Origin of the sequence: Marinobacter sp. CH_CUG1437-1 (genome assembly GCF_037029655.1) — a bacterium.
Classification (GTDB): Bacteria; Pseudomonadota; Gammaproteobacteria; order Pseudomonadales; family Oleiphilaceae; genus Marinobacter; species Marinobacter salsuginis.
This window is the reverse complement of the sequence record NZ_JAYMEW010000004.1, coordinates 52978-78947: the sequence shown is the minus strand read 5'-3', so window position 1 is coordinate 78947 and position 25970 is coordinate 52978. Positions and strand designations below refer to the sequence as shown.

The following is a 25970-nucleotide window of genomic DNA, read 5'->3' as shown; positions in this document are numbered from 1 at the left end:
TTTGACTCAGCAATAGCACGGATAATCAGAGGTTACGGGTTGTCCGGAGGGGCAGTGAGGCGGTGCTTTCTGCTATCATTGCCGCCCTGATCAACAACCTTGGGCCTGCTAGTAATGCACAAAAGCGCACTTCCACAGGAAGGGACAGAAACATTTCAGGATCAGATCCGGATTGTTCTGGTAGAAACATCTCATTCCGGCAACATCGGCGCTGTTGCCCGAGCCATGAAAAATATGGGGTTGGGCAATCTGTGGCTGGTTAACCCGTCTTCTTTTCCGGATGAGGCGTCCTACGCTCGCGCGGCGGGAGCGTTTGATGTGCTTGATAACGCTCATGTGGTGTCTTCGCTGGACGAGGCGCTTTCCGACTGCGTGCTGGTGATGGGGACAAGTGCCCGGGGAAGAAAGGTGCCATGGCCGGTTTGTGCGCCACCTGAGGCCGCAGCGGCCGCGGCAGGCCACGCAGAAAACGGCCCGGTGGCCCTGGTATTCGGAAGAGAGAATCATGGTCTGAGCAACGACGAGCTGCAGCGTTGCCACTACCACATTCATATCCCGTCCAACCCGGATTACAGTTCCCTGAATCTGGCCATGGCTGTTCAGGTGATGTGCTATGAATTGCGAATGTATTATCTGCGCAGCCTTGAAGGCGGTGAAGGGAGCCCATACCTAAAGTCGATGACCAGACCGGGGGACGAAGGCTGGGACGTGCCGCCGGCCAAAGTTCACGATGTCGAGGGCTTTTTCGGGCACCTCGAGCAGGTGCTGATTGATGTGGATTTTCATCGACGGGAGAACCCCAGGCAACTGATGACGCGCTTGCGGCGTCTGTTCCAGCGAGCCAGACTGGATCAGATGGAAATCAACATTCTCAGGGGTATTCTCACTGCTGTTCAGAAGGCAGCAGGTACGCAGAATAGCAGCAAATCAACCGAGGCCGGCACTGCGGCGACGGAACAGGATAATGGCCATGTTTGAGCGTTTGCGGGAAGACATTAACAGCGTGTTCCATCGGGATCCCGCCGCGAGGAACACCTTTGAGGTCCTGACCAACTACCCGGGCTTGCACGCACTGCTTTTTCATCGGTTTTCCCATTGGTTGTGGAGCCTCGGTCTGAAATGGCTTGCTCGGACCATCTCCACCATTGCCCGGTGGCTGACCGGCATCGAGATCCATCCGGGCGCGACCATCGGGCGCCGGTTTTTCATTGACCATGGCATGGGCGTGGTCATTGGCGAGACCACGGTTATAGGGGATGACGTTACCCTTTATCAAGGCGTTACCCTTGGCGGAACCAGCTGGAACAAAGGCAAGCGCCACCCCACGATTGGCAACAGCGTCGTTGTGGGTGCCGGCGCAAAGATTCTAGGGCCCTTTGAAGTGGGCGAGGGTGCCAAGATCGGGTCGAATTCCGTGGTTACGAAGGAAGTGCCCGCAGGCGCAACGGTGGTAGGTATTCCGGGCCGAGTCATCGTCAAGCGTAAAGGCGAGGATGATGCGCGCCGCAAGGAGATGGAAGAGCGCATGGGCTTCGACGCCTATGGTGTGACTGAGGAAATGCCAGACCCCGTTGCCAGAGCCATGCGCTCGCTGCTTGATCACATGCATGCGGTGGATGATCGCATCGAGAACATGTGCAAGGCATTGCGTAAGGTGAACAGTGAATACCAGAATGGCGAGCTGCCGCCGTTACAGGAAGAGGACTTTGATTGCGTCCGTGATGACGATGAGGTGCGCCGCTGAATACTTGACTGAAATGGTTGGTCAATTCATACTCTCTGCTGCGTTTTTGAGATTCAATCCCGTCACGGGGCTGACACTATGAAGTTGACCACCAAAGGCCGCTATGCCGTCACGGCAATGCTTGATCTGGCTCTGCATGGAGATCAGGGGCCGGTGAGTCTCGCTGATATTTCGGCCCGTCAGGAAATCTCACTGTCCTACCTGGAACAGCTTTTCTCCCGTCTCCGCCGCCAGAAACTGGTTGTCAGTATTCGCGGCCCCGGAGGAGGTTATAAACTCAGTCGTCCGGCGGCTGAGCTTTATATTGCCGAAGTTGTCGACGCCGTCAGCGAGTCGCTGGATACAACACGGTGTGGCAATAAAGGCGATTGCCAGAATGGCGAGAAATGCCTGACCCACCATCTCTGGTCTGATCTCAGCGATCAGATTCATCAGTTCCTGAGCGAGATAAGTCTCGGAGATCTGATGAGAAAACACGAAATTCGCCAGGTTGCGGACCGGCAGAACCGCCGTCAGTCTGACAACGGCTCAGAAACCATCAACACCGAACGCCTGTCTGATCAGGCGCCGGCCTGACACCAACAAGTTTCCGGATCCCATGAAAAAGCCCGTTTATATGGACTACGCGGCCACCACGCCCGTTGATCCTGCTGTCGCCGATGAAATGATGAAGTACCTCACGCTGGATGGCGTTTTCGGTAATCCTGCATCCCGGACGCACGCCTACGGTTGGCAAGCGGAAGCTGCTGTGGAAGCTGCACGCAAGCAGGTTGCCGGGCTGATTCACGCCGACCCCCGGGAAATCGTCTGGACGTCAGGCGCCACGGAATCGGATAACCTGGCGATCAAGGGCGCTGTGGCAGGCCGGCAGGGTGTTCATGTCATTACCTCGAAGATTGAGCACAAGGCTGTCGTCGATACCTGCAAGTGGCTGGAGCACCAGGGGATCGATGTTACCTGGCTGGATCCCGCAGCAGACGGGACCATCAGTTGTGAGCAGGTGTTGGATGCGTTGCAGGAAAATACCGTGCTTGTCAGCCTGATGCTGGTGAACAACGAGCTGGGAACGATCAACGATATTGCCGCTATTGGTGCCGAATTGCGTCAGCGTGGCGTTCTTTTCCATGTGGACGCCGCCCAGGCCGGCGGCAAGATGGCCATTGATGTTGGTTCCATGCCGGTAGATCTGTTAGCGCTCTCCGGGCACAAGGTGTATGGGCCGAAAGGGGTGGGCGCTCTCTACGTGAGGCGGTCCCCGGACGTGCAAATTGAAGCCCAGATCCATGGCGGTGGCCATGAACGGGGAATGCGCTCAGGAACCTTGCCGACCCACCAGATCGTGGGAATGGGAAAAGCGTTTTCACTGGCTCAATCCGGGCTTGAGGAAGAAATCGTTAAACTGGAGGCGCTCCGGAAGTCTTTTCTGGCGGGGCTTCAGTCTCTCGACGGTGTCAGTCTTAACGGCAGTGAAAGCAATCGCGTGCCCGGTATAGTGAATCTGTCCTTTGACGGCGTTGATGCCGAGTCCCTGATGCTGGGCCTTCGGGATCTGGCGGTCTCCTCCGGTTCGGCCTGCGCTTCGGCCACAGTAGAACCTTCTTATGTTTTGCGTGGTATTGGGCTGAGTGATGAGCAGGCCCATCGGGCGCTGCGTTTTTCCTTCGGCCGTTTCACCACCGAAGAGGACGTGGCCTTTGCCAGTTCGCAAATAGTTGATGTTGTTAGCCGCCTCCGCGCAGTGCGGTAGGAAGTTTGCCCCGGACTGCGTATAATCGCAGGCCAGAATTTTTACCATCCACAAACTGGAGAAAGACCATGGCAACTGAGCGCACGCTCTCGATTATCAAGCCCGACGCGGTAGCAAAAAACGTGATCGGCGAAATCTACAGCCGCTTTGAGAAAGCGGGACTGAACATTGTTGCTGCCAAGATGATGCACCTCACCCAGGAGCAGGCGGAAGGCTTCTACGCAGAGCACAAAGAGCGTCCGTTCTTTAACGATCTGGTTGCTTTCATGACCTCCGGTCCGGTGGTTGTCCAGGTTCTGGAAGGCGAGGGCGCCATCCTCAAGAACCGTGATCTGATGGGCGCGACCAACCCGAAGGAAGCCGATGCTGGCACCATCCGTGCCGATTTCGCCTCTTCCATCGACGCGAACGCCGTTCACGGCTCTGATTCCGCAGCTTCCGCAGAGCGCGAAATCGCCTATTTCTTCAATGACAACGAGATCTGCCCGCGGGGCTGATCGCGTTGATCGGAGGCGACCATCCGGTCGCCTCCGAATTGGTTATCTGATCGAGGTTATGAAATGACAGCGGCCGCTGAAAAAACCAATCTGCTGGGGATGCCGAAAGCCAAGCTCGAAGCTTTCTTTGAATCCCTGGGAGAGAAGCGTTTTCGTGCCACCCAGGTGTTGCAGTGGATACATCAGCGTGGCGCTGATGACTTCGATCAAATGACCAATATGAGCAAGGCGCTGCGGGAGAAGCTGAAGCAGGTTGCCGAGATCCGTGGTCCTGAGGTGGTTTACGACGAAACCTCCAAAGACGGCACCCGCAAATGGGTGATGCGCATGGACAACGGCAACAGTGTCGAGACCGTGCTGATACCAGACGGGGAGCGAGGCACGCTTTGCGTTTCCTCACAGATTGGTTGCAGTCTGGACTGCACCTTCTGCTCCACGGGCAAGCGTGGATTCAACCGTAATCTTACCGCGGCGGAAGTTATCGGCCAGGTGTGGGTCGCGCGCAAGGCCTTTATGCCTTTCGAGCCGGGTCCGGATCGACCGATAACCAACGTGGTCATGATGGGCATGGGCGAGCCCCTCCTCAATTTCGACAATGTCGTCGATGCCATGAACCTCATGATGGAAGATCTGGCCTACGGGATCTCCAAGCGTCGGGTTACTCTCAGCACATCCGGTGTTGTGCCGGCTCTGGACCGCCTGTCGGAAGTTACCGATGTTTCACTGGCCATTTCCCTGCATGCGCCGAATGATGAACTTCGTAACAAACTGGTTCCGTTGAATAAAAAGTACCCGATAGCCGAACTGCTGGCTGCGACCAAGCGCTACTTCGCCCGGTTGCCGGACAAGCGCAAGGCAACGATCGAATACACCGTGATCGAGGGGATGAACGATCAGCCAGAGCATGCCCGCGAGCTGGCAGTGCTTCTGAGGGATCTGCCGTGCAAGATCAACCTGATTCCCTTTAATCCGTTCCCGGAAAGCGATTTCCGGCGGCCAAGCATGAATGCGACCCGTCGCTTCCAGACGGTTCTGAACGAGGCCGGTTACATCACGACCATCCGAACCACCCGGGGAGACGACATTGATGCCGCGTGTGGTCAGCTGGTAGGGCGAGTCGAAGACAGGACCCGTCGGAGCCAGAGGTATATTCAGGTTCAGCAGGTAAATCCCTGAACCAGGAACGTCTTGCAGCCCAATCGAGGAAGGGGACACCCGTGATAACGACACCAGCAAACCGACGCTTTTCCATGTTAGTGGCCGTGCTGCTGACTGTGCTGGTTACAGGTTGCGTTACCACCACCGACAGTCGGTTTTCACGGGAAGCGGATAAGCAGGAAGCACTGGATAACTATGTCAAACTGGCTACAGCCTATATAGGACAGGGCAACCTCGAGCGTGCGCGTCATCACCTCGACAGGGCGTTGAAGCTCGATTCAGATGACCCTGGAGCCAGGGCCGCGATGGGTCTTGTTTACAACGCCGAGAGTGAACCCGAGCTTGCGGAGCGCAATTTCAAACAAGCTATTTCCGAGGATCCGGGCTATACCAGGGCGCGAGTCTACTACGGTGCTTTCCTGTTCGGCCAGAACCGGATGGAAGATGCGCGCGACCAGTTCCGCGCTGCATCAAGGGATACCGGTTACCAGGACCGGGGTTCGGTGTTCTTTAACCTTGGCATGACTCAGGAGCGGCTCGGAGAACTGGAGGCTGCCGCCACATCTTATCGCCGGGCGGTTGAGCTGACGCGGGGTGATGCCCGCTCCCTGCTGGCGCTTTCACGGGTGTCTGTTGAGACCGGTGACTACGACGATGCGGCCCGTTACTATTCGCGCCTGATTTCAATGATGCAGAGAAATCAGCGTCTGGTTCATTCACCGGAGAGTCTTCTTACCGGCATTCGTATTGCCCGCTATTACAGTGATGAAGACCAGGAAGCAAGCCTTGCACTTCAGCTCAGAAATAAATTTCCGGAGTCAGTCGAATACCAACAATATAAGGTGCTGATTTCTAATGGCAACTGAAGAAAATCCACAGCCAGCGATGAAGGACCCCGTAGGGCAGCAGCTACAGAAAGCAAGGGAAAAAGCCGGTTTGAGCACCGGAGATGTCGCCGCAGCGCAGCATCTGCGCCCCTCGGTGATCCAGGCGATCGAGTCGGGAGATTACAGCCAGATTGACAGTGAACTCTTTCTGAAAGGGTATGTCAGGGCTTATGCAAGACAGGTTGGGCTGGATGCGGATGCGGTAATCGCCGATCTGGATCAGGAGCTGGAGCCAATCCGGCAACAGCGGGAACAGGAGCAGGAAGCCAATCCTCTGGTTGATATTGAGCGCCGCAGACGTCGGAAACGCCAGCTGGCCAAGGCCCTGTTCTTTCTGGTCGTCCTGGGTATTGCCGGTTATCTGGCGTTTACCTTCCTGCTTCCTGAACAGGATGCCGCACCCTCGGGGGCGGTAACGGAGTCTGAGGCGTTGCCTGAGGAGGAAGAGCAGGGGGCAACTGAGCAGTTGACAGCGTCGGCTGAGCCAGAGCCAGAGCGTTCCGAGCCTCAGGCTGTAGCAACCGTTGAAGAGCCTGAGCCTGCAGTAGTGGAATCTGAGCCTGAGGTTGCAGAGCCCCAGGAGCCGTCGACAGAACAAGTTGAACTGGATGCTGGCGAGGCTCAGGCCACGGCAGACACTGCAGTCGTTGAAGACTCCGTTCAGGAGCCGGTCGACCCGGTGACCGAGCAGATTCCGGCGGTTGTTCAGACGCCGGATCCGGTTCTTGAAAATCCAAATGGCTTTTCTGAAGTGGCGGACACAGGCCGGCTTCAGATTCGCTTCAGCGACGATTGTTGGGTTCAGGTCAGTGATGCTGCGGGTAACCGGTTGGTGAATTCGCTTCAGCGGAACGGAGACCAGATCGATGTTGCCGGACCAGCGCCGCTCAGGGTTGTTATTGGTGCGGTCGATGCGGTCGAATCCATCCGTTTCCAGGGTGAGCCCGTGGATATCGGCGGCTACCGGGTTGTCAACAACCGGTCAGAATTTACCCTGACAATCTGAAACTTGATCAAATTTTCTACATCGGTCAGCAAGACATGAAACAGGATTCCCCGATTACCAGACGCAAATCCCGCCAGATCATGGTGGGCAATGTTCCTGTGGGTGGCGACGCGCCGATCGCGGTGCAGAGCATGACCAACACCAACACCTGTGACGTGGAGGCCACGGTTGGCCAGATCACGGCATTGCAGGAAGCGGGTGCGGACATCGTGCGGGTTTCTGTGCCTTCCATGGACGCTGCAGAGGCGTTCGGAAAGATTCGGGAGCGGGTATCCCTGCCACTGGTCGCCGACATCCATTTCGATTACAAGATCGCGCTCAGGGTGGCGGAGCTGGGTGTAGACTGCCTTCGTATCAATCCGGGCAATATCGGCCGCGATGATCGCGTCAGTGCTGTTATCAGCGCGGCGCGGGATGGCAACATTCCGATTCGGATCGGTGTAAACGCGGGTTCCCTGGAAAAGTCTCTTCAGCGTAAATACGGTGAACCCACGGCAGACGCGCTGGTGGAATCCGCCATGCGCCATATCGATATCCTCGACCGTCATGATTTCCAGGACTTCAAGGTCAGCCTGAAAGCCTCCGAGGTGTTCATGACCGTGGATGCCTACCGTAAGATCGCCCAGCAGATAGAACAGCCGCTCCATCTGGGGATTACCGAAGCCGGTGGCCTGCGCTCGGGCACCGTCAAGTCCTCCATTGGGCTGGGCATGCTTCTGATGGATGGCATCGGCGACACCATACGCGTATCACTGGCGGCGGATCCGGTGCAGGAAATCAAGGTGGGGTTCGATATTCTCAAGAGCCTTCGCCTGCGCAGCCGGGGCATCAATTTTATTGCCTGTCCGAGCTGTTCCCGCCAGAACTTCGATGTCATCCAGACCATGAATGACCTGGAAGCGCGGCTGGAGGATGTGAATGACTCCCTCGATGTGGCCATCATCGGATGCATCGTCAACGGCCCGGGTGAGGCCAAAGTTGCCGACCTCGGACTGACCGGTGGCAGCCCCAAGAATCTTTTCTATATGGCGGGCAAACCGAACCAGAAGCTGGACAATGCCACGTTGACCGATGATCTGGAGCGCCTGATTCGCGAGGAAGTGGCACGTCGCAAGGAACAGGAAGAATCGATCATTGCCCGTTCGGACAACTGATCGTTTCCATTCCCGGGCACAACCATCCAGACAGATTTAAGGGTTAACATTGGCAAAGATTCAGGCAATTCGCGGGATGAACGATATCCTGCCGGAGCAAACGCCCGTATGGCAGTTTGTGGAATCCACGGTACGCAGGGTGCTGTCCCAGTATGGCTACCAGGAAATCCGCATGCCGATCGTGGAACAGACCGACCTGTTCAAGCGGTCTATTGGTGAAGTCACCGACATTGTCGAAAAGGAAATGTACACCTTTGAAGACCGCAACGGTGACAGCCTGACTTTGCGTCCGGAGGGTACAGCTGGTTGTGTCCGGGCGGCCGAGGAACACGGTCTCCTGTTCAACCAGACCCGTCGACTCTGGTACACGGGCCCCATGTTCCGACATGAACGTCCGCAAAAGGGGCGCTATCGTCAGTTCCACCAGATCGGCGTGGAATGTTTCGGGATGACTGGTCCTGATATCGATGCCGAATTGCTGATCCTGACCGCGAGACTCTGGAAAGAGCTCGGACTTGCCGAGCATACCCGTCTGGAAATCAATTCCATTGGAACCTCCGAATCTCGACGGGTTTACCGGAAATCCCTTGTAGAGTATCTGAGCCAGTTCAAGTCAGACCTCGATGCAGACAGTCAGCGGCGCCTGGAGTCTAATCCCTTGCGGATCCTGGACAGCAAGGATCCTTCCACCCGCAAGATCCTGGAAAACGCGCCCAGCCTCGACGACTATCTTGATGAAGAATCCCGGGAGCATTTCGAGCGTCTGAAATCGTTGCTGGATGCTGCGGGCGTGGCGTATTCAGTTAACCCGGCGTTGGTTCGGGGCCTGGATTATTACGGCAAGACCGTCTTCGAATGGATAACCGACAGTCTCGGTGCCCAGGGTACTGTGTGCGCCGGTGGCCGATACGATGGCCTGGTGGAACAGCTGGGTGGCAAACCGACAGTCGCCGTAGGCTTTGCGATGGGTCTGGAGCGCCTTATCCTGCTGCTTGAAACGCTTGGGCTGGTCCCGGATTACGTGAACAGCAACGCCGATGTGTATGTGACGGCTATGGGAGACGGGGCGTTGGCGCCAGCGCTCATATTGGCTGAAAAACTGCGTGCAGCCTTGCCGGAGCGGGTTATCGTTTCTCACTGCGGGGGCGGCAGTTTTAAAAGCCAGATGAAGAAGGCTGACCGGAGTGGCGCCAGGTACGCAGTGATTCTGGGTGAGAATGAGGTGGCCAATGGAACTGCGGGACTGAAACCCTTGCGTGCTGATGAGCCTCAGACCGAAATTGCCCAGGACGAGTTGGCCGCTGCGCTGGCCACGGCGCTGGCAAACTGAATCTGATCAAATTTACTGATACAAAAGCAAAAATTCGACAACAGGAGTCCTCATGGCAGAGTTGCGCACCGAAGAAGAACAGATCCAGGCGATCAAGGACTGGTGGAAGAAGAACGGCAGTTCCCTGCTGATCGGCATTGGTGCGGCCCTGGCCATCGTGTTTGGCTGGCAGGCCTGGCAGAACCATCAGGCCCAGCAGCGCACCGAGGCAGCGAACCAGTTCGCCAACCTGCTGAATGCCTTCAGTGACCAGGCCGATGAAACCAGCGGCGAGACCGTCGCTTTCGTGGCGCAGACCCTGAGAGAAGATTATACAGACAGTGCCTATGCGGTTTACGGCAATCTGATCCTGGCACGCCAGCAATTGATGCAGGAAGGCAATGCCGAAGCTGCTGTTGATTCCCTGAAGTGGGCGCTGGACAAGACCGGCGAGCACGAAGCACTGGCGCTTGTGGTGCGCAATCGCCTGGCTCGCGCCCAGTTTTCCGCGGGCCAGTACGAAGAGGCGCTGGCCACCATCGATGGTGCCGGTAATGCCGACGCGTTTGCTGCCATGTACTCCGAGCTGCGCGGCGACATCCTGCTGGCGCAGGGCGACAAGGAGGGCGCTCGCGAAGCCTATCTTGCTGCCCGTGAACAGAGCCAACAGGGCCGCAGTGGCATTCTGGAACTGAAACTGGCTGACCTCGGTGTCGGGGAGGATGCCTGATGCCACTCCTCCGCGACAGGATTTCGAAACGCGGACTGCTGATGGGGCTGGCGCTTCTGGTGGCACTTTCCGGCTGTAGCACGACGGATACCTTCGAACAACCTGTTCCGGTTCCTGAAATTGAGGCGACAGCCGAATTCAAGAGAGTCTGGAGCATGTCCGTGGGCGACGGTCATGATGGCGATTTTCTCTACCTGGCACCCCTGAACACCGGCGATCTGATCTACGCTGCTTCGGCGGACGGGGAGCTGTACGCCGTGGCGTCGGATTCCGGCAAGGTTGTCTGGGAATCAGAATTTGAGGAGCGCATCTTCTCTGGTCTCGGCGGTGATGGGGAGAATCTCTACCTGACCACCGAGAACGCTGATCTGGTGGCGCTCTCCCGTGAAGATGGAACCGAAATCTGGCGCCAGCCACTGCCGACGGAAGTGTTGTCCGCACCTCAGTCCAATGGCTCTCTGGTTGTCGCCCAGACCACTGATGGCAAGGTTCTCGGGTTCAGCGCCGCCGATGGCGAAAAGTTATGGCAGTACGACGGTACCGTTCCGGTCCTTTCGATGCGGGCCGCCGCAGCCCCGCTGGTTGGTGGTGACGTGGTCATAGCTTCTTTTGCCAGCGGTAAACTGATTGCCCTGGCCGCAGGCTCGGGTCAACCGATGTGGCAGTATGAAGTGGGCCAGCCCCAGGGGCGCACCGAGCTGGAAAGGCTGGTCGATGTGGCGGGGCAACCCCTGGTCATTGAAACCGCCGTCATGGTGGTTGGTTACCAGGGTAAACTTGCCCTCGTTGATATTCGTACCGGGCAGGAAATCTGGAGCCGGAAAGCTTCCAGCCTCTATTCCCCGATGATTGGCGGCGGCGAGATCTATCTGGCCTCGGCCAATGGCGACATTGTTGCCCTGAGAGGCTCGGACCGTCGGGAAGTCTGGACCCAGGATCGTCTCGCCTGGCGCCAACTGACCCAGCCAATGGTTTACGAAGACTACCTGGTGGTAGGCGATTTCGAAGGCTACCTGCACGCCATTGACCGTGAGAACGGCAAGCTGGTCGGCCAGCTGGAGTTCGACGATGAGGGTATCCGCGTACCGGCACAGCGTCTTGCCAATGGTAACCTGCTGGTTTTTGGCAACAGCGGAAAGATGGCCGTATTCCAGGTTAAACCGCAGGATTGATCCCCAATTATGACCCCAGTTATTGCCCTTGTCGGACGCCCCAACGTTGGCAAATCGACATTGTTTAATCAGATGACCCGTTCCAGGGATGCCCTGGTTGCGGACTTCCCGGGGCTTACCCGTGACCGCAAATACGGTGAGGGCAGCTATGAGGGGCAGCGCTTCATCGTCATAGACACCGGTGGTCTTACCGGTGACGAGCAGGGCCTCGATCTTGAAATGGCGCGTCAGTCCATGCAGGCGGTGGAAGAAGCTGACGTTGTTCTGTTCCTGGTGGACGGTCGTGCCGGTCTGACCGCGGGCGATGAGCTTATTGCAGACAGTCTTCGCAGGTCCGGAAAGCAGGCTCATCTGGTTGTGAACAAGACCGATGGCCAGGATCCGGACATTGCGGCATCGGATTTCTACAGCCTCGGCTTTGAATCCACGTTCCTGATTGCCGCGTCCCACAACCGGGGTATCCGTTCGATGCTCGAGATCCTGCTGCCCTCCGAGGAGGAGCGGGAGGAAGAGGATCGAGCTGATCGTTACCCCGGCATCCGCATTGGCGTGGTCGGCAGGCCGAATGTGGGCAAGTCCACCCTGGTCAATCGGATGCTCGGTGAAGAACGCGTGGTGGTTTACGATATGCCGGGCACTACCCGGGATAGCGTTTATATTCCGTATGAGCGCCAGGGCAGTCAGTACACGTTGATTGACACCGCAGGTGTCCGCCGCCGCAAGAATGTCAGCGAAGTGGTGGAGAAATTCTCCATTATCAAAACGCTCCAGGCAATTGACGACGCCCATGTGGTTATCCTGGTCATTGACGCCCGGGAAGGCCTGGTGGATCAGGATCTCCACTTGATCGGGTTTGTTCTTGATGCCGGTCGCTCGTTGGTGATCGCCATCAACAAATGGGACGGCATGGACCCGGAAGACCGTGCCCGTGTAAAGGAGCAGGTGCAGCGTCGCCTCGACTTCCTGGATTACGCCGATAAGCACTATATTTCGGCGCTCCATGGGTCTGGCGTGGGTGTGATGTACGAGTCGGTGGAAGCCTGCTACGAGTCTGCCATGGCAAAATGGCCGACCAACCGCCTGACGGCCATTCTCCAGGATGCCATTGCCCAGCATCAGCCACCCATGGTGCACGGACGCCGAATCAAACTTCGTTACGCCCACCAGGGCGGGTCCAACCCGCCGGTCATTGTGGTTCACGGTAACCAGGTGGATTCACTGCCAGGGGCGTACAAGCGGTACCTTGAGAATACCTTCCGGAAGGTCCTGAAAGTGACTGGTTCACCAATTCGCTTTGAATTCAAATCGGGTGAAAACCCGTTTGCCGGTAAAGTGGATCGCCTGACCCCACGCCAGAAGGTGAAGAAGGACAACGACGAGAAGAAAGGCCGTCGTCCAAAGAAACAGCGCCAGAAGAGTCTCAAACGCTGATTTGGTGATCGGGCTCAGGGTTTATCCCTGGCCCGCTTCAGCGTTTTCAACCTGCTTTGCCTGAACCGCAGTCAAGGCGACGGTAAACACAATATCCTCCACCAGTGCGCCCCGGGACAGATCGTTGACCGGCTTTCGCAAACCCTGCAGCATTGGCCCGATACTGACCACATTGGCACTGCGCTGAACCGCCTTGTAGGTAGTGTTGCCGGTATTCAGATCCGGGAACACGAACACCGTGGCCTTGCCGGCTACCTTGCTGTCTGGCGCCTTGCTCCTTGCCACGCTCTCGATGGCAGCAGCATCGTACTGAAGCGGCCCGTCTATCAAAAGATCCGGTCTGCGCTCACGAGCTATCCTCGTGGCTTCTCTCACCTTGTCCACGTCCTGGCCACTGCCGGATTCCCCGGTGCTGTAGCTGATCATCGCGACCAGGGGCTCGATGCCGAAGGCTTCGGCGGATTCAGCGCTCTGGATAGCGATGTCTGCCAGTTCCTCGGCATTCGGATCCGGGTTGATGGCGCAGTCGCCGTAGACCACGACCTGTTGCGGAAGCAGCATGAAAAACACCGAAGAAACCACTTTTGCGTGGTCATGGGTCTTGATGAGCTGAAGGGCGGGGCGGACCGTGTTCGCGGTTGTGTGGATGGCACCTGAAACCAGCCCATCGGCTTCGTCCAGAGCCACCATCATGGTACCGAGAACGACGTTGTCCTCGAGCATCGCTTCGGCCATGTCCGGAGTGAGGCCTTTATGCTTGCGCAACTCGACCATCGGGTCGACATAACGCTCCCGCACTTCAGCCGGATCAATGATTTCGATATCTTCGGGCAGTTCCAGATCCTGGGAAGCCGCCACGCGCCTGATCTCAGCGGCATTTCCGATCAGGGCACACCGGGCCAGCTGGCGTTGATGACAGATGATAGCGGCCTGCACGGTTCGTGGCTCACTGCCTTCCGGCAGTACGATGCGCTTGTTTGCTGCCCTTGCGCGTTCCGACAGCTGATACCGGAAAGCGGGCGGGGACAGCCTGTTCTGTCGTGCCACTTTAAGGTGCTGCTGCAACCAATCGGTGTCTATCCGGGTGGCGACCACCTCCATCGCTTTTTCAATCCGGTTGGGGTCATCAACGGGAATGGCGGAAGACAGATTCGCCAGCATGTGAGCCGTCTCATAGGTATTGGCATCGGAGCCAAGCACCGGCAGCCCCGTTTCGAGTGCCCGGTGGCAGAGCTCGATCACACGCCGGTCAGGCATCAGACCGCCAGTGAGCATCAAACCAGCCAGTGGGACGCCGTTCAGGGCTGCGACAGCAGTGGTCACCACGATGTCTTCCCGATCACCCGGGGTGACCAGCAAAGTACCGGGCCTCAGGGTTTCGGTCATATTGCGAATGCTTCGGGCACACACGGATACCTTCTGGACCCGCCTGTCGTGCATCTGCCCCTCATTGAGAACCGGTAACCCCAGCTCTCTGGCTATGTCGGAGACGCGGGGTGCAAGCAGCTCGGGCTGCCAGGGAATCTCCGCAATCAGCCGAAAGCGGCCCTCACTGAACACTTTGCACTGTCCGCGGTAATCGATGGTAGACGGGGTATGGGGTTTGCTGTTGGACCTAGGTTCAAGGGCCGCGTGTTCTGGTTCTCCCACCTTGTTCAGGATGACGCCGATGACATCCGGGTCGCTTGGGTTGGCAAACAGGCGGGATGAAAAATCCAGTTCCTCATCCATTTGCCGGGCGTCCAGGTTTTTGGGCGTGCTCACCAGGATGACCTCGGAACCCAGATTGCGGGCGACCTCCACGTTCAGCCGCGCAATATAGGCTTCGCTGCGGTCTGGGACCAATCCCTCAATGATGACGACGTCCACGTCGCGCGCAACTTTCTGGTATTCGCCGACCACTGTCTCGAGCAGGTAATCGGATTTGCCCCTGTTGAGCAGTTGCTGCGCTTCCTTGAGCGCAATCGGATCTGGTGGATTCAGATGGCTGCTGGCCCTTACGAAAGAGACCGAGGTGTCCTGACCTGCGTTGTGCATGGATTCGGCATGGTGAACGGTCTGACAGAAAGGTTTGTAAAAGCCAACGCTCACGCCGACCCGTTCCAGGGCGCGCAGCAGGCCGAGGCAGACCGACGTGAGCCCTGAATCCATGGATGTCGGTGCGAGAAAGAGACTCTTTGCCATGATGGTAATCCTGATGATGCGTATGGGTCAGCCGGGCGTAAGAGCGCCGGCAAGCCGCGAGGCCTCCCGCGCAATAACCAGTTCCTCGTTGGTGGGGATGACCAACACGGGAAACCGGGAGTCGGCGCTTTCGATCCGACCGTCGCTGAATTCGCCTTGATGATTATTGAGGTCCGGGCTGAGTTCAAATCCCATGAGCTTGAGGTGGTGAATGGTTTCGGCCCGGATCCGGGCACTGTTTTCCCCGATGCCGCCAGTAAAGACGAGCGCGTCCAGATGGCTCAGGGAAGCCATCATGCCGCCAATGTAACGGGCCAGGCGGAAGCAGAACACATCAATGGCGATTTGAGATGGCTCATGGCCATGGTCTGCCAGCTCACAGAGCGAGCGCATGTCGTTGGTCTGGCCGGAAAGACCCAGCAGGCCGCTTTCCTGGTTCAGGACCCGGTGTACTTCGTCAGCGGCGATTCCCTTGCCGCGGAGAAAGTCGAACAGGCCCGGGTCGACATCCCCGCTTCGGGTTCCCATTACCAGGCCTTCCAGCGGCGTAAGGCCCATGCTGGTGTCCACACTGATCCCATCGCGGATGGCTGCAATACTGCACCCGTTACCAAGGTGGGCCGAAATGACCGAGATGGTTGCCGGTGTTTTCCCCAGCCGACAAGCAGCCTCGGATGCCATAAACGCATGACTGGTGCCGTGGAATCCGTACCGGCGAATTCCCCAATCGCGATACCAGGCTTCCGGCACCGCATAGAGATATGCTCTTTTGGGCAGTGTCTGGTGAAAGGCGGTGTCGAAAACCGCTGCCTGGGGCACGTCGGGAAACCGGGCCAGGGTTGCGCGAATACCGGACAGATTGACCGGATTGTGCAGGGGCGCAAGGCCCGCGCAGTCCTCAATGGCAGTGATGACATCGTTATCAATAAGCACGGCCTCACGGAAGGTCTCGCCGCCATGAACTACCCGGTGGCCAACGGCCGTCGGAGGCGACGCCATCAGTCCTTCATCCTGAAATACCGTAACCAGTGCATTGAGCGCCTGATCGTGACTGGCGCCTGGGTCCAGGGGAATGGCTTTGTCCAGGCCTTCAACATGGGCAAACGCATCGTTCTGGCCGAGGCGCTCGGCGAGGGCAGAAGCCAGCTTGTTATGTTGGCAATCGAACAGGGCGAGTTTCAGGGATGAGCTGCCGCAGTTCACGACAAGTACGGTGTCTTCCATGGGAGTGGGGTTCCAACGATTTCGAATCTATACCCGGTGATTGCTGGCCAGCCAGGCATCAAAATCCGGAGCTGGCAGAGGGCGACTGTAGAAGTATCCCTGTGAGAAGTCGCAACCTTCCTTTTTCAGGAAGTGGGTCTGGGCCTCTTCTTCCACCCCTTCTGCAATCACCCGCAGGCCCAGGCTATGGGCCATGTTGATGATGGCCCGGACCAGTGAGGCATCCTCGGGCTCTTTCATGACGTCCTGGACGAAGGACTTGTCAATTTTCAGCGTATCAAACGGGTAGCTCTTGAGATAGCTGAGTGCCGAGTAGCCTGTACCAAAATCGTCCACTGACAAGCGGATCCCGGCCTTGTCCAGTTGGCGCAGGATTTCGGCGGTCTCAATAGAGTTGTCCAGAATCAGTCGTTCGGTGATTTCAAGCTCCAACTGTTCCGGTGCCAGGCCGCTGGCAGCAAGGGCGTGCATCACGGCCTCGGTAAAGCCAGGATCCCGGAACTGGCGCGGGGAGACGTTCACGGAAATGCCAATGTCTTTGCCAGTGGCCTGTTTCCAGCCCACGGCGGCCCGACAGGCTTCCTCAAGAACCCATTCGCCGATCGGCGTTATCAGGCCGGTTTCCTCGGCCAGCGGAATGAATCGATCGGGCATCACCATGCCCATGGCCGGGTTATTCCAGCGCAACAAGGCCTCCACCGAGCAAAGCGTACCGGAATCGGTATTCACAATCGGCTGGAAATACAGTTCGAACTCCTTCAATTCCAGAGCCCTGCGCATGCTGGACTCCATCTTCAGGCGTTCGTGAGAGACTTCCGTCATCTCCGGCGCAAAGTGGGCAAAGGAGCTCTTGCCTTTGTGCTTGGCCTGGTACATGGCTGCGTCGGCGTGTTGCAAGAGTGTGCCACTGTTATCCGAGTCGGTCGGGAAAATCGCAATCCCGATGCTGGTCGTTACGAACACTTCCTGGCCATTGAGAATGTAGGGCGGAGAAAAGGTTTTCAGAATACGCTCTGCCACCTGGGATGACGCCTCCGGGCCGGTCAGGCCGGGCAAGATCACCAGAAACTCATCACCGCCCAGCCGGGCAACGGTACTGGTGCCGCGGAGGCAGCTGGAAATTCGACGGGCTGCTTCAATCAACAGGTTGTCGCCGGCATCGTGGCCGAGGGTGTCGTTTATGTGTTTGAAGTTGTCGAGATCGAGGAACATCACGCCCACGAGGGTGCTTTCCCGGCGCGCCTGGGCCAAAGCCAGCTTCAGGCGATCCAGGGCGAGCATCCGGTTGGGCAGGCCAGTGAGGATGTCGTAGTTGGCCTGGCGCAGCAGCTGCTGTTCATAGCGCTTGCGAATGCTGATGTCCTCGCCCAGGATCAGGTATCCGGTCGTACTGCCGGATTCGTCCTTGATCGGAGTGACGATCAGTTGCTCCCAGAAACGTTCGCCGTTTCGACGCACGCTGTTCACTTCACCCTGCCAGACACCGACCCGCTGTACCTGTAAGCGAATTGATTGCCATAGATGACGGCTTTCACGGTTTTCGATTTCGTTGTTTCCAAGCGCCCCGGGATGTTTTCCCACAATCGACGAGGCATCGTAGCCGGTCAGCTGAGTAAATTTCTGGTTTGCAAACTCGATGCGCCACTGCCGGTCACAAATTAGAACCGACGAAGGGCTTTGTTCGATGGCCTTGGAAAACTTCCGGATCTCCGCCGCATCTTTTTGCTGACGCTCCATATCCGCGTTGAGCCGTTCACGCATTTGATTAATCGCGTCCGTAACCCGGCCGAGCTCGTCGTTTCGGTTTGAGGGTGTGTTGGGCCTGTCCAGTGTCAGTGGCCTGGAAGTCGTTTTCAGGGAGAATTCCCGCGCGTAATTCGCCATGGTGGTCAGATGGCGTGCCACGAAGTACTGGAAGATCCAGATGATCAGGATGGAAACAAAAAACGTCTTGAGAAACTGGGTCAGGAGAATCACACCCACCTTCCGCTTGAGTTCATCGTAGACGCGGTCCAGATCGGCGGTCACCGTAAGCTCGCCCAGTTTGAACATTTCATCGCCCTGGTGAACCAGATTGAAGCTGTGGGAAGTGGTTTTCGCGTCCCGTGGGATCTCACCCATAACCAGCTCGGAGTCGGGTTCGATTCTCAGCCGAAGATGCACCACATCGGGCAAGCTCAGAATGCCTTCCATCTGGGTTTGCAGGAGCTTCTGGTCGAGGGCCCACAGACTGCGCGCAAGACTGGATGCATAGCCGGACTCAACCACCTGCATGCGATTGTCGATCTGGGATAGATCTTTTCGATAATCGGAGTAGATCTGAAGCGCGGAGGCCACCAGCGTAAAGGCGGAACTGAACAGAAGAATCCAGGCCAGCAGCCTGAAAGACAGGGGCGAGCCTGAGCGAAAACGTTGAAGACGCGTCGACAGTTTAGGCATGTATTGAACTTCAGCCACCCAGACCGGTTAGGAGATCGGACACTTCCTTTGATTCCGACTATAGCAGCAGTTTCTTTCAAATGCCTTGCAAATGCAGGAAAAATCGAAGGAAATGTGTTGTGGTTCAGTATTTATGCGTACATCGAGCCTGACAAATACGTTGACCTGGATCAATACCTTGCGGGCGTGCCGGGCGTAACCTGAGTTTAATCAAGTTAATTGCCGGAAGGAGAAGCAAAATGTATATGGACGCCGTTGTTATCGCGGGTATTGCGACTGTACTGCTGATGGTTGGCTTTTTCGTTGGTGTGGGCATCTTCGTGATGAAAGATCAGAAGGAGCACGGACACCAGGACAGAAAAGAAGGGAAGCACGGCCATAAACCGGTCTGACCGTGTCATGGGGAAACATTTGTTTCCCTGACACATCAAGGCAGAAAAATTGGCGTCCCCTAGGGGGTTCGAACCCCTGTTGCCGCCGTGAAAGGGCGGAGTCCTAGGCCACTAGACGAAGGGGACGCAACGTTTTCAACACCTTGCCTCGTCGAGGTGGCGCGTATATTAAGTAAGCCTCAGAGCAGTGTCAACGCCTTTTGTGAAAAAAAGTTCGTACTCTGTCTCATCGGGATGACCCCGGAGAGACGGATTGAGCAAGGGCCCGTTCGAGGTCTGGATACCGGAATTCAAACTTTTCCTGTGTAAGCCTCTCTGGAATCGCTTTTTGTCCGGTGAGCAGGAGGCGCGCCATTTCTCCCAGCGCAACCTTGAGTACCGGTGCGGGAGCCGGGAAAAGGGTGGGGCGATGCAAAACCTTCCCGAGAGTTCGGGTGAATTCTGCGTTGGTTGCCGGGTTAGGGCTCACCACATTGAATGGACCAGACGCGTTCGGGTTTTCCATCATCCAGATTAGGGCCCCGACGACGTCATCTCGGTGTATCCAGGGCATGTACTGTGTACCGCTTCCCAGGCGCCCGCCAAGTCCAAGTTTGAAGGGCAGTATCATTCGTTCCAGAAAACCACCGCCCGGGCCTGCTACCACTCCGGTCCTTGAGAAGCAGACCCTCACGCCATCGTCGGCGAGAGGTTTGGCGGCATTTTCCCAGTCGCGGCATAGGCGGTGAGTAAATTCATCATTTGGGCTGGTGTCTTCAGTGACGGTCGCGGCTCCCTGATCCCCGTAGAAGCCCACGGCTGATCCCGAGACCAACACCTTCGGCGCCCGCTCCCAACTGCGGATGACTTCAACCAGCGTTTCCGTTACACCGATACGGCTGTCCCGCAGTTCCTGCTTGCGAGTCTCAGACCAACGCTTGTCTGCGATGCCTTCACCGGCAAGATTGATAACGGCATCGTATCCCGGGTGGGAACGAAGCTGCTGGAGGTCGCTGACTGCTTCAACCCGACCGCAACTGGACTTCACCGTTTCCGGAGGTTGCCGGCTGAAAACCGTCAGCTCGTAGTCCCGTGCCAGTAATTCGCGACACAGAACATGACCTATAAACCCGGTGCCGCCGGTAATCAGAATCCTTTTCGACATTTTTGTTGCTCCTGTCGTCCAATGGCCGCATTTGTTTGCAAAAGCCCGACTCAGGCTGGCGTTTGTTCCAGTTGAAGCATAACAACATCCCGGATCGCCTGTCCCAACAGGGGATTTTCTCCGATTGGAGGCGCGAGTTGGATGGTTGCGCCATGCTCTTTCTCGAGGTCTTCAATCATCGCGGGAACGTCCTTGCGCAAGTGTCGCCCAGCAGCAAGGAACAGGGGGATGATGGTAAATTCGGTGGCTCCTTCCGCAACACCTTCTCCTACAACGGTGTCTATGGATGGTTCGGCGAGTTCCATGTAGGCAACGCGCGCGTTGTCGACAGAGACGAGGGTTGGAGCTGCAAGCTTTTCAAAGGTCTCACACCAGCGCTTGTCACTGCTTCCATGGGCCAACAGAATAATGCGGGGGCTGTTCATTGCCGCTCCTGAAGTAGTCAATTTTACGGGGCCTGTCGTAAGTCCGGGATGCCGGCCTCGGGTGGGGCTCGGTACTATCTCCGGCCTCCGGCAATATCTCCGGCACTATTTAAAGTAACAGGGTGACGCTGAATGTTCGATTGGAAAGAGATTCTGGATTTCTGGTTTGGCGAGTTGGACGAACATGGACTGCCGGACAGTGACCATCGGAACAAGTGGTTCCGATCGGATCGACGGTTCGACCAGGAAATCCGTCGGCGTTTCCTGTCGATGGTGCTTTTCGCCTCCGAGCAGGGTCTCGACCACTGGCGAAGTGAGGCCGGCGGGATACTCGCGGAGATCATTCTGCTCGATCAGTTTTCCCGGAATATATTCCGTGGCGGTGCCATGGCCTTCGATCAGGACCGACAGGCCCGAAAGCTTTGCCGGCAAGCGATGCAGAAGGGGCAGGATATGATGCTCGCACCGGTCCACAGGGCGTTTCTGTATATGCCCCTGCAGCATTCCGAGCTCAAGGAAGATCAGGATATGTCCGTGGAATGTTATGAACAGCTTGCACGGTCGACCCAGGGTATTCTTGCCGATTTCATGGGCAGTTTTCTGCAGTCCGCCCGGGATCATCGGGCCATAATCCAGCAGTACGGCCGTTTCCCCCACCGCAACAAGGCCCTGGGCAGGACCTCAACACCAGAGGAGCAGAATTATCTGGAAGGTGGGCGACGGTTCGGTCAGTAAGATGATCGCAGTTTCCTTAAAGTTTTGTATAAAAAACGTACATTCTGACGGGGTTGGCAATTTTCCCTGATAAAATGCGCAACACTGAATTGTGACAGGCCCGCAAGACAACGTTGGGCTTTCCATTAAGTTATCGGGGATATGTAATGCATAGAACGCGGCGATTTTCGACTGCAGGGCTGTTTTTGGCCGTGTGTGCTGCGCTACCTTTTTCATCGTTTGGCGCTTCGCTTGACGAGCAACTTCTTGATCGCCTCAGTGAAGTCGCGCCGAAAATAGACAAAGTGGTTCTCAAGACAGCGATCAATGCTTCCCGTTGCGCTGTGTCCAACGGCGTTCAAATGCCCGAGCGCCTGGCGGTTATCGATTTCTCCTTGCCCTCCAGTCAGGAGAGGCTGTGGATCTTTGACCTGGAGAAGGAAGAGTTGCTGTTGCGTGATCTTGTTGCACACGGCAAGAACTCCGGGAATTTTGAATCGACTGCTTTCTCCAACGTAGAGGGCAGCCATCAGTCCAGCATCGGCCTTTTCCAGGCCCGGGAATCCTACTTCGGAAAACACGGTTACTCGCTCAGGCTCGATGGTCTTGAGCCGGGGATCAATGATCTTGCCAGGCAGCGTGCCATCGTGATTCATGGCGCCGACTACGTGAATGATGACTGGGTCAGCAAATACGGCCGCATCGGGCGAAGCCACGGGTGCCCGGCCGTGGATAACCAGATCGTCAAACGGGTGGTAGACAACCTGAAGGGCGGGCAATTGGTGTTCAAGTACTATCCCGACCAGGAGTGGCTGCACAGTTCCGGGTTCCTGAAATGCGGCAACAAAACGCTGGCTGGAAAAAACCTGAAAAAAAGTGGTTGACGCCTTCGTCGGGATCCGTAGAATACGCCTCCGTTGTCGGTTACAGCCGATCAGCATTGCGGGAATAGCTCAGTTGGTAGAGCACAACCTTGCCAAGGTTGGGGTCGCGAGTTCGAATCTCGTTTCCCGCTCCAGATTCAAAAAACCCGGTTCTGAAAAGGACCGGGTTTTTTCGTTTTCGGGCACCGCCAAACTCGGCGCCAGGGTGTGTGGTCAGGTATACTCAGCAGCCTGTTGCGTATCCTGATTCTTTGGGGGAGGCTGCCCGTCATGAAGGTCCATTCGCTGTTCGTGTACCCCGTCAAATCCCTGTCTGGCATTGAAGTTTCCTGTTTCAATACCGATGGTTTCGGGCCTGTTGGGGATCGCCGGTGGATGATCGTCGATGATGATCGCCGGTTTGTTACCCAGAGAGAGCATCCGGAACTCGCCCGGGTAGGAACCCGTCTGGATGATGACCGGGTGGTCATTAGTATTCCCGATGAGGGCGAGTTTGCCCTGACTGCCACAGAGGAAGAGGTTCGGGTTCTGGTCTGGCGAGACTGGGTGAAGGCCCAGAGGGGTTTGTCGGATGCAAACGACGCCCTGAGCCGCTTCTGCGGCAAGCCCGTTCGCCTGGTCTTTATGCCGGACAGTTCCTTTCGCCGTGTTGATGCGGGCCGGGTTGATGAATATCGGCGGGTGGGCTTCGCTGACGGGTTCCCGTTTCTGGTGACCAATACCGCCTCCCTGGCAGAGCTGAATAACCGGCTCGACGCACCAGTAGAGATGCGCAGGTTCCGTCCTAACATAGTGGTTGAGGGTGCTGAGGCCTGGGAGGAAGACCGCTGGCAGAGCCTGAACATCGGCGCCAACCGCCTGAGTGTGGTCAAACCCTGTTCGCGCTGTGTCATGACCACCGTGGATCCCTCGACGGGCCAGAAGGATGCTGCCCTGCAACCACTCAGGACGCTCTCGGGCTATCGGAGAACCCAGGAGGGCGTCATCTTTGGCCAGAACGCCATTCACGAATCACCGGGCATTATTCGGGTGGGTGATCCCGTAACTGTCAATAAATCGGAGTAGAACCAAACGTGCCACTGTTAACGCTGGACTCAGTATCCCTGGCTTATGGAATGCATCCGTTGCTGGATCAGGCCTCCCTGGTCATTGATGCCGGCGAGCGCGTATGTTTGCTGGGGCGCAACGGCGAGGGAAAATCCACGCTGCTCAAGATTGTCAGTGGGGAAGTGGTACCCGACGGTGGCGTGGTGCGTCTCGACGACGGCGCTGTTCTGGCAGTACTTCCGCAGAACCTGCCTTCGGAAGACTCCCGTACCGCCTATGAAGTGGTCGCTGGCGCCTTTCCGGAAACGGGCCAGTTGCTCGCTGAATTCCATCAACTGTCCCAGCAGGCCGATGAGGCGAGTCTCGACCGGCTGATGCAGGTTCAAGAGCGCCTGGAGGCACTGGATGGCTGGCGCCTCGATCAGAAAGTTACCACCATTCTTGGACAGTACGGCGTCGACCCGGACCAGACACTGAATACCCTGTCCGGCGGTTGGCAGCGCCGGGTTTTGCTGGCCAAGGCGCTGGTTGCCGATCCGGACATACTGTTGCTGGATGAGCCCACAAACCATCTGGATGTACCCGCCATTGCCTGGCTGGAAGAGGCTCTTGGGCAATTCCGCGGCGCCATGTTGTTCGTCAGCCATGATCGTGCGTTTATCCGTCGTATGGCGACTCGGATTGTGGAGCTCGACCGGGGCAAGCTGGTGAGCTTTGCCGCCACCTATGATCGCTACCTCGATCTGAAAGAAAAGGCGCTGGAAGAAGAAGAGCGGCAGAATGCCTTATTCGACAAGCGTCTGAAGCAGGAAGAGGCCTGGATTCGGCAGGGTATCAAGGCCCGCAGGACCCGTAATATGGGGCGTGTTCGGGCCCTGAAAGCCATGCGCGAAGAACACCGCCAGCGCCGGGTTCGGGGTGGCACTGCGAGCTTTTCGGTGGAGGACGCGGCGCGTTCCGGCAAGCTGGTGGTCGAAACCAGGGACGCGGGCTTTGCCTATCCGGGTGGCAGCCCGGTAATCCGAGATATGAACCTTACCATTCTGCGAGGGGACAAGATTGGGCTCGTTGGCGAGAATGGCACGGGCAAGACCACCCTGGTGCGACTCCTGTTGGGAGATTTGGAACCAACCGAGGGTTCCATTCGTCTGGGAACCAATCTTCAGGTTGCCTACTTTGATCAGTTGCGAGGTGAGCTGGATCTGACAAGGAACGCACTGGATAACCTGTCCGAGGGTCGGGAGTTCATCGAAATCAACGGCCAGAGCAAGCATGTGCTCGGCTATTTGCAGGAGTTCCTCTTTACACCGGAACGTGCCAGATCGCCGGTAAGCGTCTTTTCCGGGGGGGAGCGCGCCCGGCTGCTGCTGGCGAAGCTGTTCAGCAAGCCCGCCAATATCCTGGTGCTTGATGAGCCCACCAACGATCTTGATGTGGAAACGCTGGAGTTGCTGGAGGAGCAGCTGGCGGAATTTGCCGGCACCGTGATTGTGATCAGTCACGACCGTGAGTTTCTTGATAATGTGATCACCGAAACGGTTTTCCTCGATGGATCGGGCAAAGTGCGTGAGTTCGTCGGTGGCTATACCGATTGGCGCCGACAGGGCGGTTGTTTCCCATCGGAAGCGACCGGCAATCGGCCGGACAAGCAGGATAAAACCGGTAAAAGCCCTGGCGATACCGGCAAGGCCGAATCACCGAAAGCTGCGGATGGCGTAAAAGCGGGAGAGCAGCCCCAGAAAAGCAAACCCGTTAAGCTGAGCTACAAGCTCAAACTGGAGCTCGAACAGTTGCCAGCGCAGATTGAGGCACTCGAGCAGGAAGTCGCCGGCCTGCAGGAAAGAATTTCCCAGGCTGATTTTTATTCAGGCCCACCGGATGAAGTCTCGGCCACTCTGGAAGCATTGACGGAAAAGGAAAGCCGTCTGGAGCAGGTCATTGAGCGGTGGATGGAGCTGGAAGAACAGGCAAACCAATGAACGTACACTACGATTTCAAATTTCAGGACGGCCGTACTGTAGAATTCAAAGTGACGGACAAACCGTCACGGCCCTCGGGCTCGCTGCCCTCATGGACAAAACTGGAGCATTGCCAGTGTAGCAACTGCCCGCTGAAAGCGTCGGAATCTCCTCACTGCCCGGCAGCAACAGAGATATTGCCTGTTGTAGAGGCCTTCCGGGATGAGGACGCCTATCAGAAGGTTGAAGTAAAGGTAACGGATGACCGCCGCAGCTATGTGAAGCAGACTGCCCTGGAGGAGGCGCTCCGTTCGCTGCTTGGATTGAAGATGGCGACCAGCGGGTGTCCGGTGCTGTCAGAGCTCAAGCCGATGGCTGTTCATCACCTGCCGTTTGCAAATACCGACGAATTCATCATGCGCAGTGTTTCCCACTACCTGTTGCAGCAGTATTTTGCGAAACGGAATCACCAGACCCCGGACTGGGAGCTGAAAGGGCTTGTGGAGAGGAATCAGCGGCTGCAACTGGTTAACCAGGCCCTGTGGCAGCGTATCCACTCGGTCTGCAAGGGAGACAGCAACCTGAAGGCGCTGCTGAACTTCTTTTCAATGGCCTCAAGCGTCAGCTTTTCGTTGGAAAGCCAGCTGCGCAAACTCGAGGCTAAGATGGGCGGGGAGGGAGCCTGATAACCGCTGTCCCATTGAGCCGGCCCGGGGTAAGACCC

Annotated in this window: 24 protein-coding genes and 2 tRNA genes; 20 read left to right on the top strand and 6 right to left on the bottom strand. The window is 57.1% G+C overall.

Annotated features, from left to right (window positions below; translation table 11 throughout):
- Positions 1 to 114: 114 nt before the first annotated feature.
- From trmJ to der, 13 genes are all read left to right on the top strand, one after another.
- Positions 115 to 978 (top strand): tRNA (cytosine(32)/uridine(32)-2'-O)-methyltransferase TrmJ, encoded by an 864-nt coding sequence (gene trmJ, locus WA411_RS12405; RefSeq protein WP_291907531.1) that lies wholly within the window; start codon positions 115 to 117, stop codon positions 976 to 978.
- Positions 971 to 1744 carry a serine O-acetyltransferase gene (gene cysE / locus WA411_RS12400; protein WP_064228158.1) on the top strand — a complete coding sequence of 258 codons (774 nt, stop codon included), beginning with the start codon at positions 971 to 973 and terminating at the stop codon, positions 1742 to 1744. The genes trmJ and cysE overlap by 8 nt, the downstream gene beginning before the upstream one ends.
- Positions 1745 to 1822: 78 nt before the next feature.
- Positions 1823 to 2320: a Fe-S cluster assembly transcriptional regulator IscR gene (gene iscR, locus WA411_RS12395; protein WP_069184983.1), complete on the top strand. Its 498-nt coding sequence runs from the start codon at positions 1823 to 1825 to the stop codon at positions 2318 to 2320.
- A gap of 22 nt (positions 2321 to 2342) precedes the next feature.
- The gene (locus WA411_RS12390) at positions 2343 to 3491 is read left to right on the top strand and encodes an IscS subfamily cysteine desulfurase (RefSeq protein WP_291907527.1); all 1149 of its coding nucleotides are present in this window, start codon (positions 2343 to 2345) and stop codon (positions 3489 to 3491) included.
- A gap of 68 nt (positions 3492 to 3559) precedes the next feature.
- Positions 3560 to 3988 (top strand): nucleoside-diphosphate kinase, encoded by a 429-nt coding sequence (gene ndk, locus WA411_RS12385; protein WP_069184985.1) that lies wholly within the window; start codon positions 3560 to 3562, stop codon positions 3986 to 3988.
- Between the two features lie 63 nt (positions 3989 to 4051).
- The gene (gene rlmN, locus WA411_RS12380) at positions 4052 to 5164 is read left to right on the top strand and encodes a 23S rRNA (adenine(2503)-C(2))-methyltransferase RlmN (protein ID WP_209397866.1); all 1113 of its coding nucleotides are present in this window, start codon (positions 4052 to 4054) and stop codon (positions 5162 to 5164) included.
- Positions 5165 to 5238: 74 nt separating this feature from the next.
- Positions 5239 to 6012 carry a type IV pilus biogenesis/stability protein PilW gene (gene pilW / locus WA411_RS12375; protein WP_069184987.1) on the top strand — a complete coding sequence of 258 codons (774 nt, stop codon included), beginning with the start codon at positions 5239 to 5241 and terminating at the stop codon, positions 6010 to 6012.
- Positions 6002 to 7039: a RodZ domain-containing protein gene (locus WA411_RS12370; protein WP_291907525.1), complete on the top strand. Its 1038-nt coding sequence runs from the start codon at positions 6002 to 6004 to the stop codon at positions 7037 to 7039. The genes pilW and WA411_RS12370 overlap by 11 nt, the downstream gene beginning before the upstream one ends.
- A gap of 35 nt (positions 7040 to 7074) precedes the next feature.
- Complete coding sequence (gene ispG, locus WA411_RS12365; protein ID WP_069184989.1) at positions 7075 to 8193, top strand: flavodoxin-dependent (E)-4-hydroxy-3-methylbut-2-enyl-diphosphate synthase; 1119 nt, start codon at positions 7075 to 7077, stop codon at positions 8191 to 8193.
- Between the two features lie 49 nt (positions 8194 to 8242).
- Entirely contained in the window at positions 8243 to 9523 is a 1281-nt protein-coding gene (gene hisS, locus WA411_RS12360) for a histidine--tRNA ligase (protein ID WP_291907522.1), read from the top strand.
- A 52-nt stretch (positions 9524 to 9575) separates the two neighbouring features.
- Positions 9576 to 10232 (top strand): YfgM family protein, encoded by a 657-nt coding sequence (locus WA411_RS12355; RefSeq protein ID WP_069184991.1) that lies wholly within the window; start codon positions 9576 to 9578, stop codon positions 10230 to 10232.
- On the top strand, positions 10232 to 11404 hold the full coding sequence (bamB, locus tag WA411_RS12350; protein ID WP_291907520.1) for an outer membrane protein assembly factor BamB: 1173 nt from the start codon (positions 10232 to 10234) through the stop codon (positions 11402 to 11404). Before WA411_RS12355 ends, bamB begins: the two co-directional genes overlap by 1 nt.
- 9 nt (positions 11405 to 11413) lie before the next feature.
- Entirely contained in the window at positions 11414 to 12835 is a 1422-nt protein-coding gene (gene der / locus WA411_RS12345) for a ribosome biogenesis GTPase Der (protein ID WP_222464354.1), read from the top strand.
- Positions 12836 to 12856: 21 nt separating this feature from the next.
- On the opposite strand, the gene pta is transcribed toward der, so the two are convergent.
- From pta to WA411_RS12330, 3 genes are read right to left on the bottom strand one after another with little or no spacing between them, the layout of a single operon-like run.
- Positions 12857 to 15019, bottom strand: a complete 2163-nt coding sequence (pta, locus tag WA411_RS12340; RefSeq protein WP_291907517.1) for a phosphate acetyltransferase — start codon at positions 15017 to 15019, stop codon at positions 12857 to 12859.
- Between the two features lie 27 nt (positions 15020 to 15046).
- Entirely contained in the window at positions 15047 to 16243 is a 1197-nt protein-coding gene (locus WA411_RS12335; protein ID WP_291907515.1) for an acetate/propionate family kinase, read from the bottom strand.
- A 27-nt stretch (positions 16244 to 16270) separates the two neighbouring features.
- The gene (locus tag WA411_RS12330; RefSeq protein WP_291907514.1) at positions 16271 to 18682 is read right to left on the bottom strand and encodes a bifunctional diguanylate cyclase/phosphodiesterase; all 2412 of its coding nucleotides are present in this window, start codon (positions 18680 to 18682) and stop codon (positions 16271 to 16273) included.
- Between the two features lie 239 nt (positions 18683 to 18921).
- On the opposite strand from WA411_RS12330, the gene ccoM reads away from it, so the two are divergent.
- Positions 18922 to 19074, top strand: coding sequence for a cytochrome c oxidase subunit CcoM (gene ccoM, locus WA411_RS19085; protein WP_167352726.1), 153 nt, complete (start codon positions 18922 to 18924; stop codon positions 19072 to 19074).
- A gap of 50 nt (positions 19075 to 19124) precedes the next feature.
- Here ccoM and WA411_RS12320 read toward each other — a convergent pair.
- The 3 genes from WA411_RS12320 to WA411_RS12310 all read right to left on the bottom strand — a co-directional run bounded on the left by WA411_RS12320 (position 19125) and on the right by WA411_RS12310 (position 20643).
- Positions 19125 to 19200: transfer RNA gene (locus WA411_RS12320), tRNA-Glu, on the bottom strand.
- Positions 19201 to 19300: 100 nt separating this feature from the next.
- Positions 19301 to 20218, bottom strand: coding sequence for a TIGR01777 family oxidoreductase (locus tag WA411_RS12315; RefSeq protein WP_291907510.1), 918 nt, complete (start codon positions 20216 to 20218; stop codon positions 19301 to 19303).
- Positions 20219 to 20268: 50 nt separating this feature from the next.
- A complete protein-coding gene (locus WA411_RS12310; protein ID WP_291907508.1) occupies positions 20269 to 20643 on the bottom strand; it encodes a sirohydrochlorin chelatase in 375 nt (124 codons plus the stop codon).
- Positions 20644 to 20775: 132 nt separating this feature from the next.
- Between WA411_RS12310 and WA411_RS12305 the strand changes: the two genes are divergently transcribed.
- The 6 genes from WA411_RS12305 to WA411_RS12280 all read left to right on the top strand — a co-directional run bounded on the left by WA411_RS12305 (position 20776) and on the right by WA411_RS12280 (position 25932).
- The gene (locus WA411_RS12305) at positions 20776 to 21378 is read left to right on the top strand and encodes a DUF924 family protein (protein ID WP_069184998.1); all 603 of its coding nucleotides are present in this window, start codon (positions 20776 to 20778) and stop codon (positions 21376 to 21378) included.
- Between the two features lie 146 nt (positions 21379 to 21524).
- Entirely contained in the window at positions 21525 to 22241 is a 717-nt protein-coding gene (locus WA411_RS12300) for a murein L,D-transpeptidase catalytic domain family protein (RefSeq protein ID WP_291907506.1), read from the top strand.
- A gap of 58 nt (positions 22242 to 22299) precedes the next feature.
- Positions 22300 to 22375, top strand: a tRNA-Gly gene (locus WA411_RS12295).
- 136 nt (positions 22376 to 22511) lie between these two features.
- On the top strand, positions 22512 to 23306 hold the full coding sequence (locus tag WA411_RS12290) for an MOSC domain-containing protein (protein WP_291907504.1): 795 nt from the start codon (positions 22512 to 22514) through the stop codon (positions 23304 to 23306).
- 8 nt (positions 23307 to 23314) lie between these two features.
- Positions 23315 to 25267, top strand: a complete 1953-nt coding sequence (locus WA411_RS12285) for an ATP-binding cassette domain-containing protein (RefSeq protein ID WP_291907502.1) — start codon at positions 23315 to 23317, stop codon at positions 25265 to 25267.
- A complete protein-coding gene (locus WA411_RS12280; protein WP_136632041.1) occupies positions 25264 to 25932 on the top strand; it encodes a DUF6901 family protein in 669 nt (222 codons plus the stop codon). The genes WA411_RS12285 and WA411_RS12280 overlap by 4 nt, the downstream gene beginning before the upstream one ends.
- Positions 25933 to 25970 lie beyond the last annotated feature (38 nt).

Excerpts from the sequence above, each read along its gene's own strand:
- trmJ (WP_291907531.1), top strand. The coding sequence starts at position 115 with ATGCACAAAAGCGCACTTCCACAGGAAGGGACAGAAACATTTCAGGAT.
- cysE (WP_064228158.1), top strand. The coding sequence starts at position 971 with ATGTTTGAGCGTTTGCGGGAAGACATTAACAGCGTGTTCCATCGGGAT.
- iscR (WP_069184983.1), top strand. The coding sequence starts at position 1,823 with ATGAAGTTGACCACCAAAGGCCGCTATGCCGTCACGGCAATGCTTGAT.
- WA411_RS12390 (WP_291907527.1), top strand. The coding sequence starts at position 2,343 with ATGAAAAAGCCCGTTTATATGGACTACGCGGCCACCACGCCCGTTGAT.
- ndk (WP_069184985.1), top strand. The coding sequence starts at position 3,560 with ATGGCAACTGAGCGCACGCTCTCGATTATCAAGCCCGACGCGGTAGCA.
- rlmN (WP_209397866.1), top strand. The coding sequence starts at position 4,052 with ATGACAGCGGCCGCTGAAAAAACCAATCTGCTGGGGATGCCGAAAGCC.
- pilW (WP_069184987.1), top strand. The coding sequence starts at position 5,239 with ATGTTAGTGGCCGTGCTGCTGACTGTGCTGGTTACAGGTTGCGTTACC.
- WA411_RS12370 (WP_291907525.1), top strand. The coding sequence starts at position 6,002 with ATGGCAACTGAAGAAAATCCACAGCCAGCGATGAAGGACCCCGTAGGG.
- ispG (WP_069184989.1), top strand. The coding sequence starts at position 7,075 with ATGAAACAGGATTCCCCGATTACCAGACGCAAATCCCGCCAGATCATG.
- WA411_RS12355 (WP_069184991.1), top strand. The coding sequence starts at position 9,576 with ATGGCAGAGTTGCGCACCGAAGAAGAACAGATCCAGGCGATCAAGGAC.
- bamB (WP_291907520.1), top strand. The coding sequence starts at position 10,232 with ATGCCACTCCTCCGCGACAGGATTTCGAAACGCGGACTGCTGATGGGG.
- der (WP_222464354.1), top strand. The coding sequence starts at position 11,414 with ATGACCCCAGTTATTGCCCTTGTCGGACGCCCCAACGTTGGCAAATCG.
- pta (WP_291907517.1), bottom strand. The coding sequence starts at position 15,019 with ATGGCAAAGAGTCTCTTTCTCGCACCGACATCCATGGATTCAGGGCTC.
- WA411_RS12335 (WP_291907515.1), bottom strand. The coding sequence starts at position 16,243 with ATGGAAGACACCGTACTTGTCGTGAACTGCGGCAGCTCATCCCTGAAA.
- WA411_RS12330 (WP_291907514.1), bottom strand. The coding sequence starts at position 18,682 with ATGCCTAAACTGTCGACGCGTCTTCAACGTTTTCGCTCAGGCTCGCCC.
- ccoM (WP_167352726.1), top strand. The coding sequence starts at position 18,922 with ATGTATATGGACGCCGTTGTTATCGCGGGTATTGCGACTGTACTGCTG.
- WA411_RS12315 (WP_291907510.1), bottom strand. The coding sequence starts at position 20,218 with ATGTCGAAAAGGATTCTGATTACCGGCGGCACCGGGTTTATAGGTCAT.
- WA411_RS12310 (WP_291907508.1), bottom strand. The coding sequence starts at position 20,643 with ATGAACAGCCCCCGCATTATTCTGTTGGCCCATGGAAGCAGTGACAAG.
- WA411_RS12305 (WP_069184998.1), top strand. The coding sequence starts at position 20,776 with ATGTTCGATTGGAAAGAGATTCTGGATTTCTGGTTTGGCGAGTTGGAC.
- WA411_RS12300 (WP_291907506.1), top strand. The coding sequence starts at position 21,525 with ATGCATAGAACGCGGCGATTTTCGACTGCAGGGCTGTTTTTGGCCGTG.
- WA411_RS12290 (WP_291907504.1), top strand. The coding sequence starts at position 22,512 with ATGAAGGTCCATTCGCTGTTCGTGTACCCCGTCAAATCCCTGTCTGGC.
- WA411_RS12280 (WP_136632041.1), top strand. The coding sequence starts at position 25,264 with ATGAACGTACACTACGATTTCAAATTTCAGGACGGCCGTACTGTAGAA.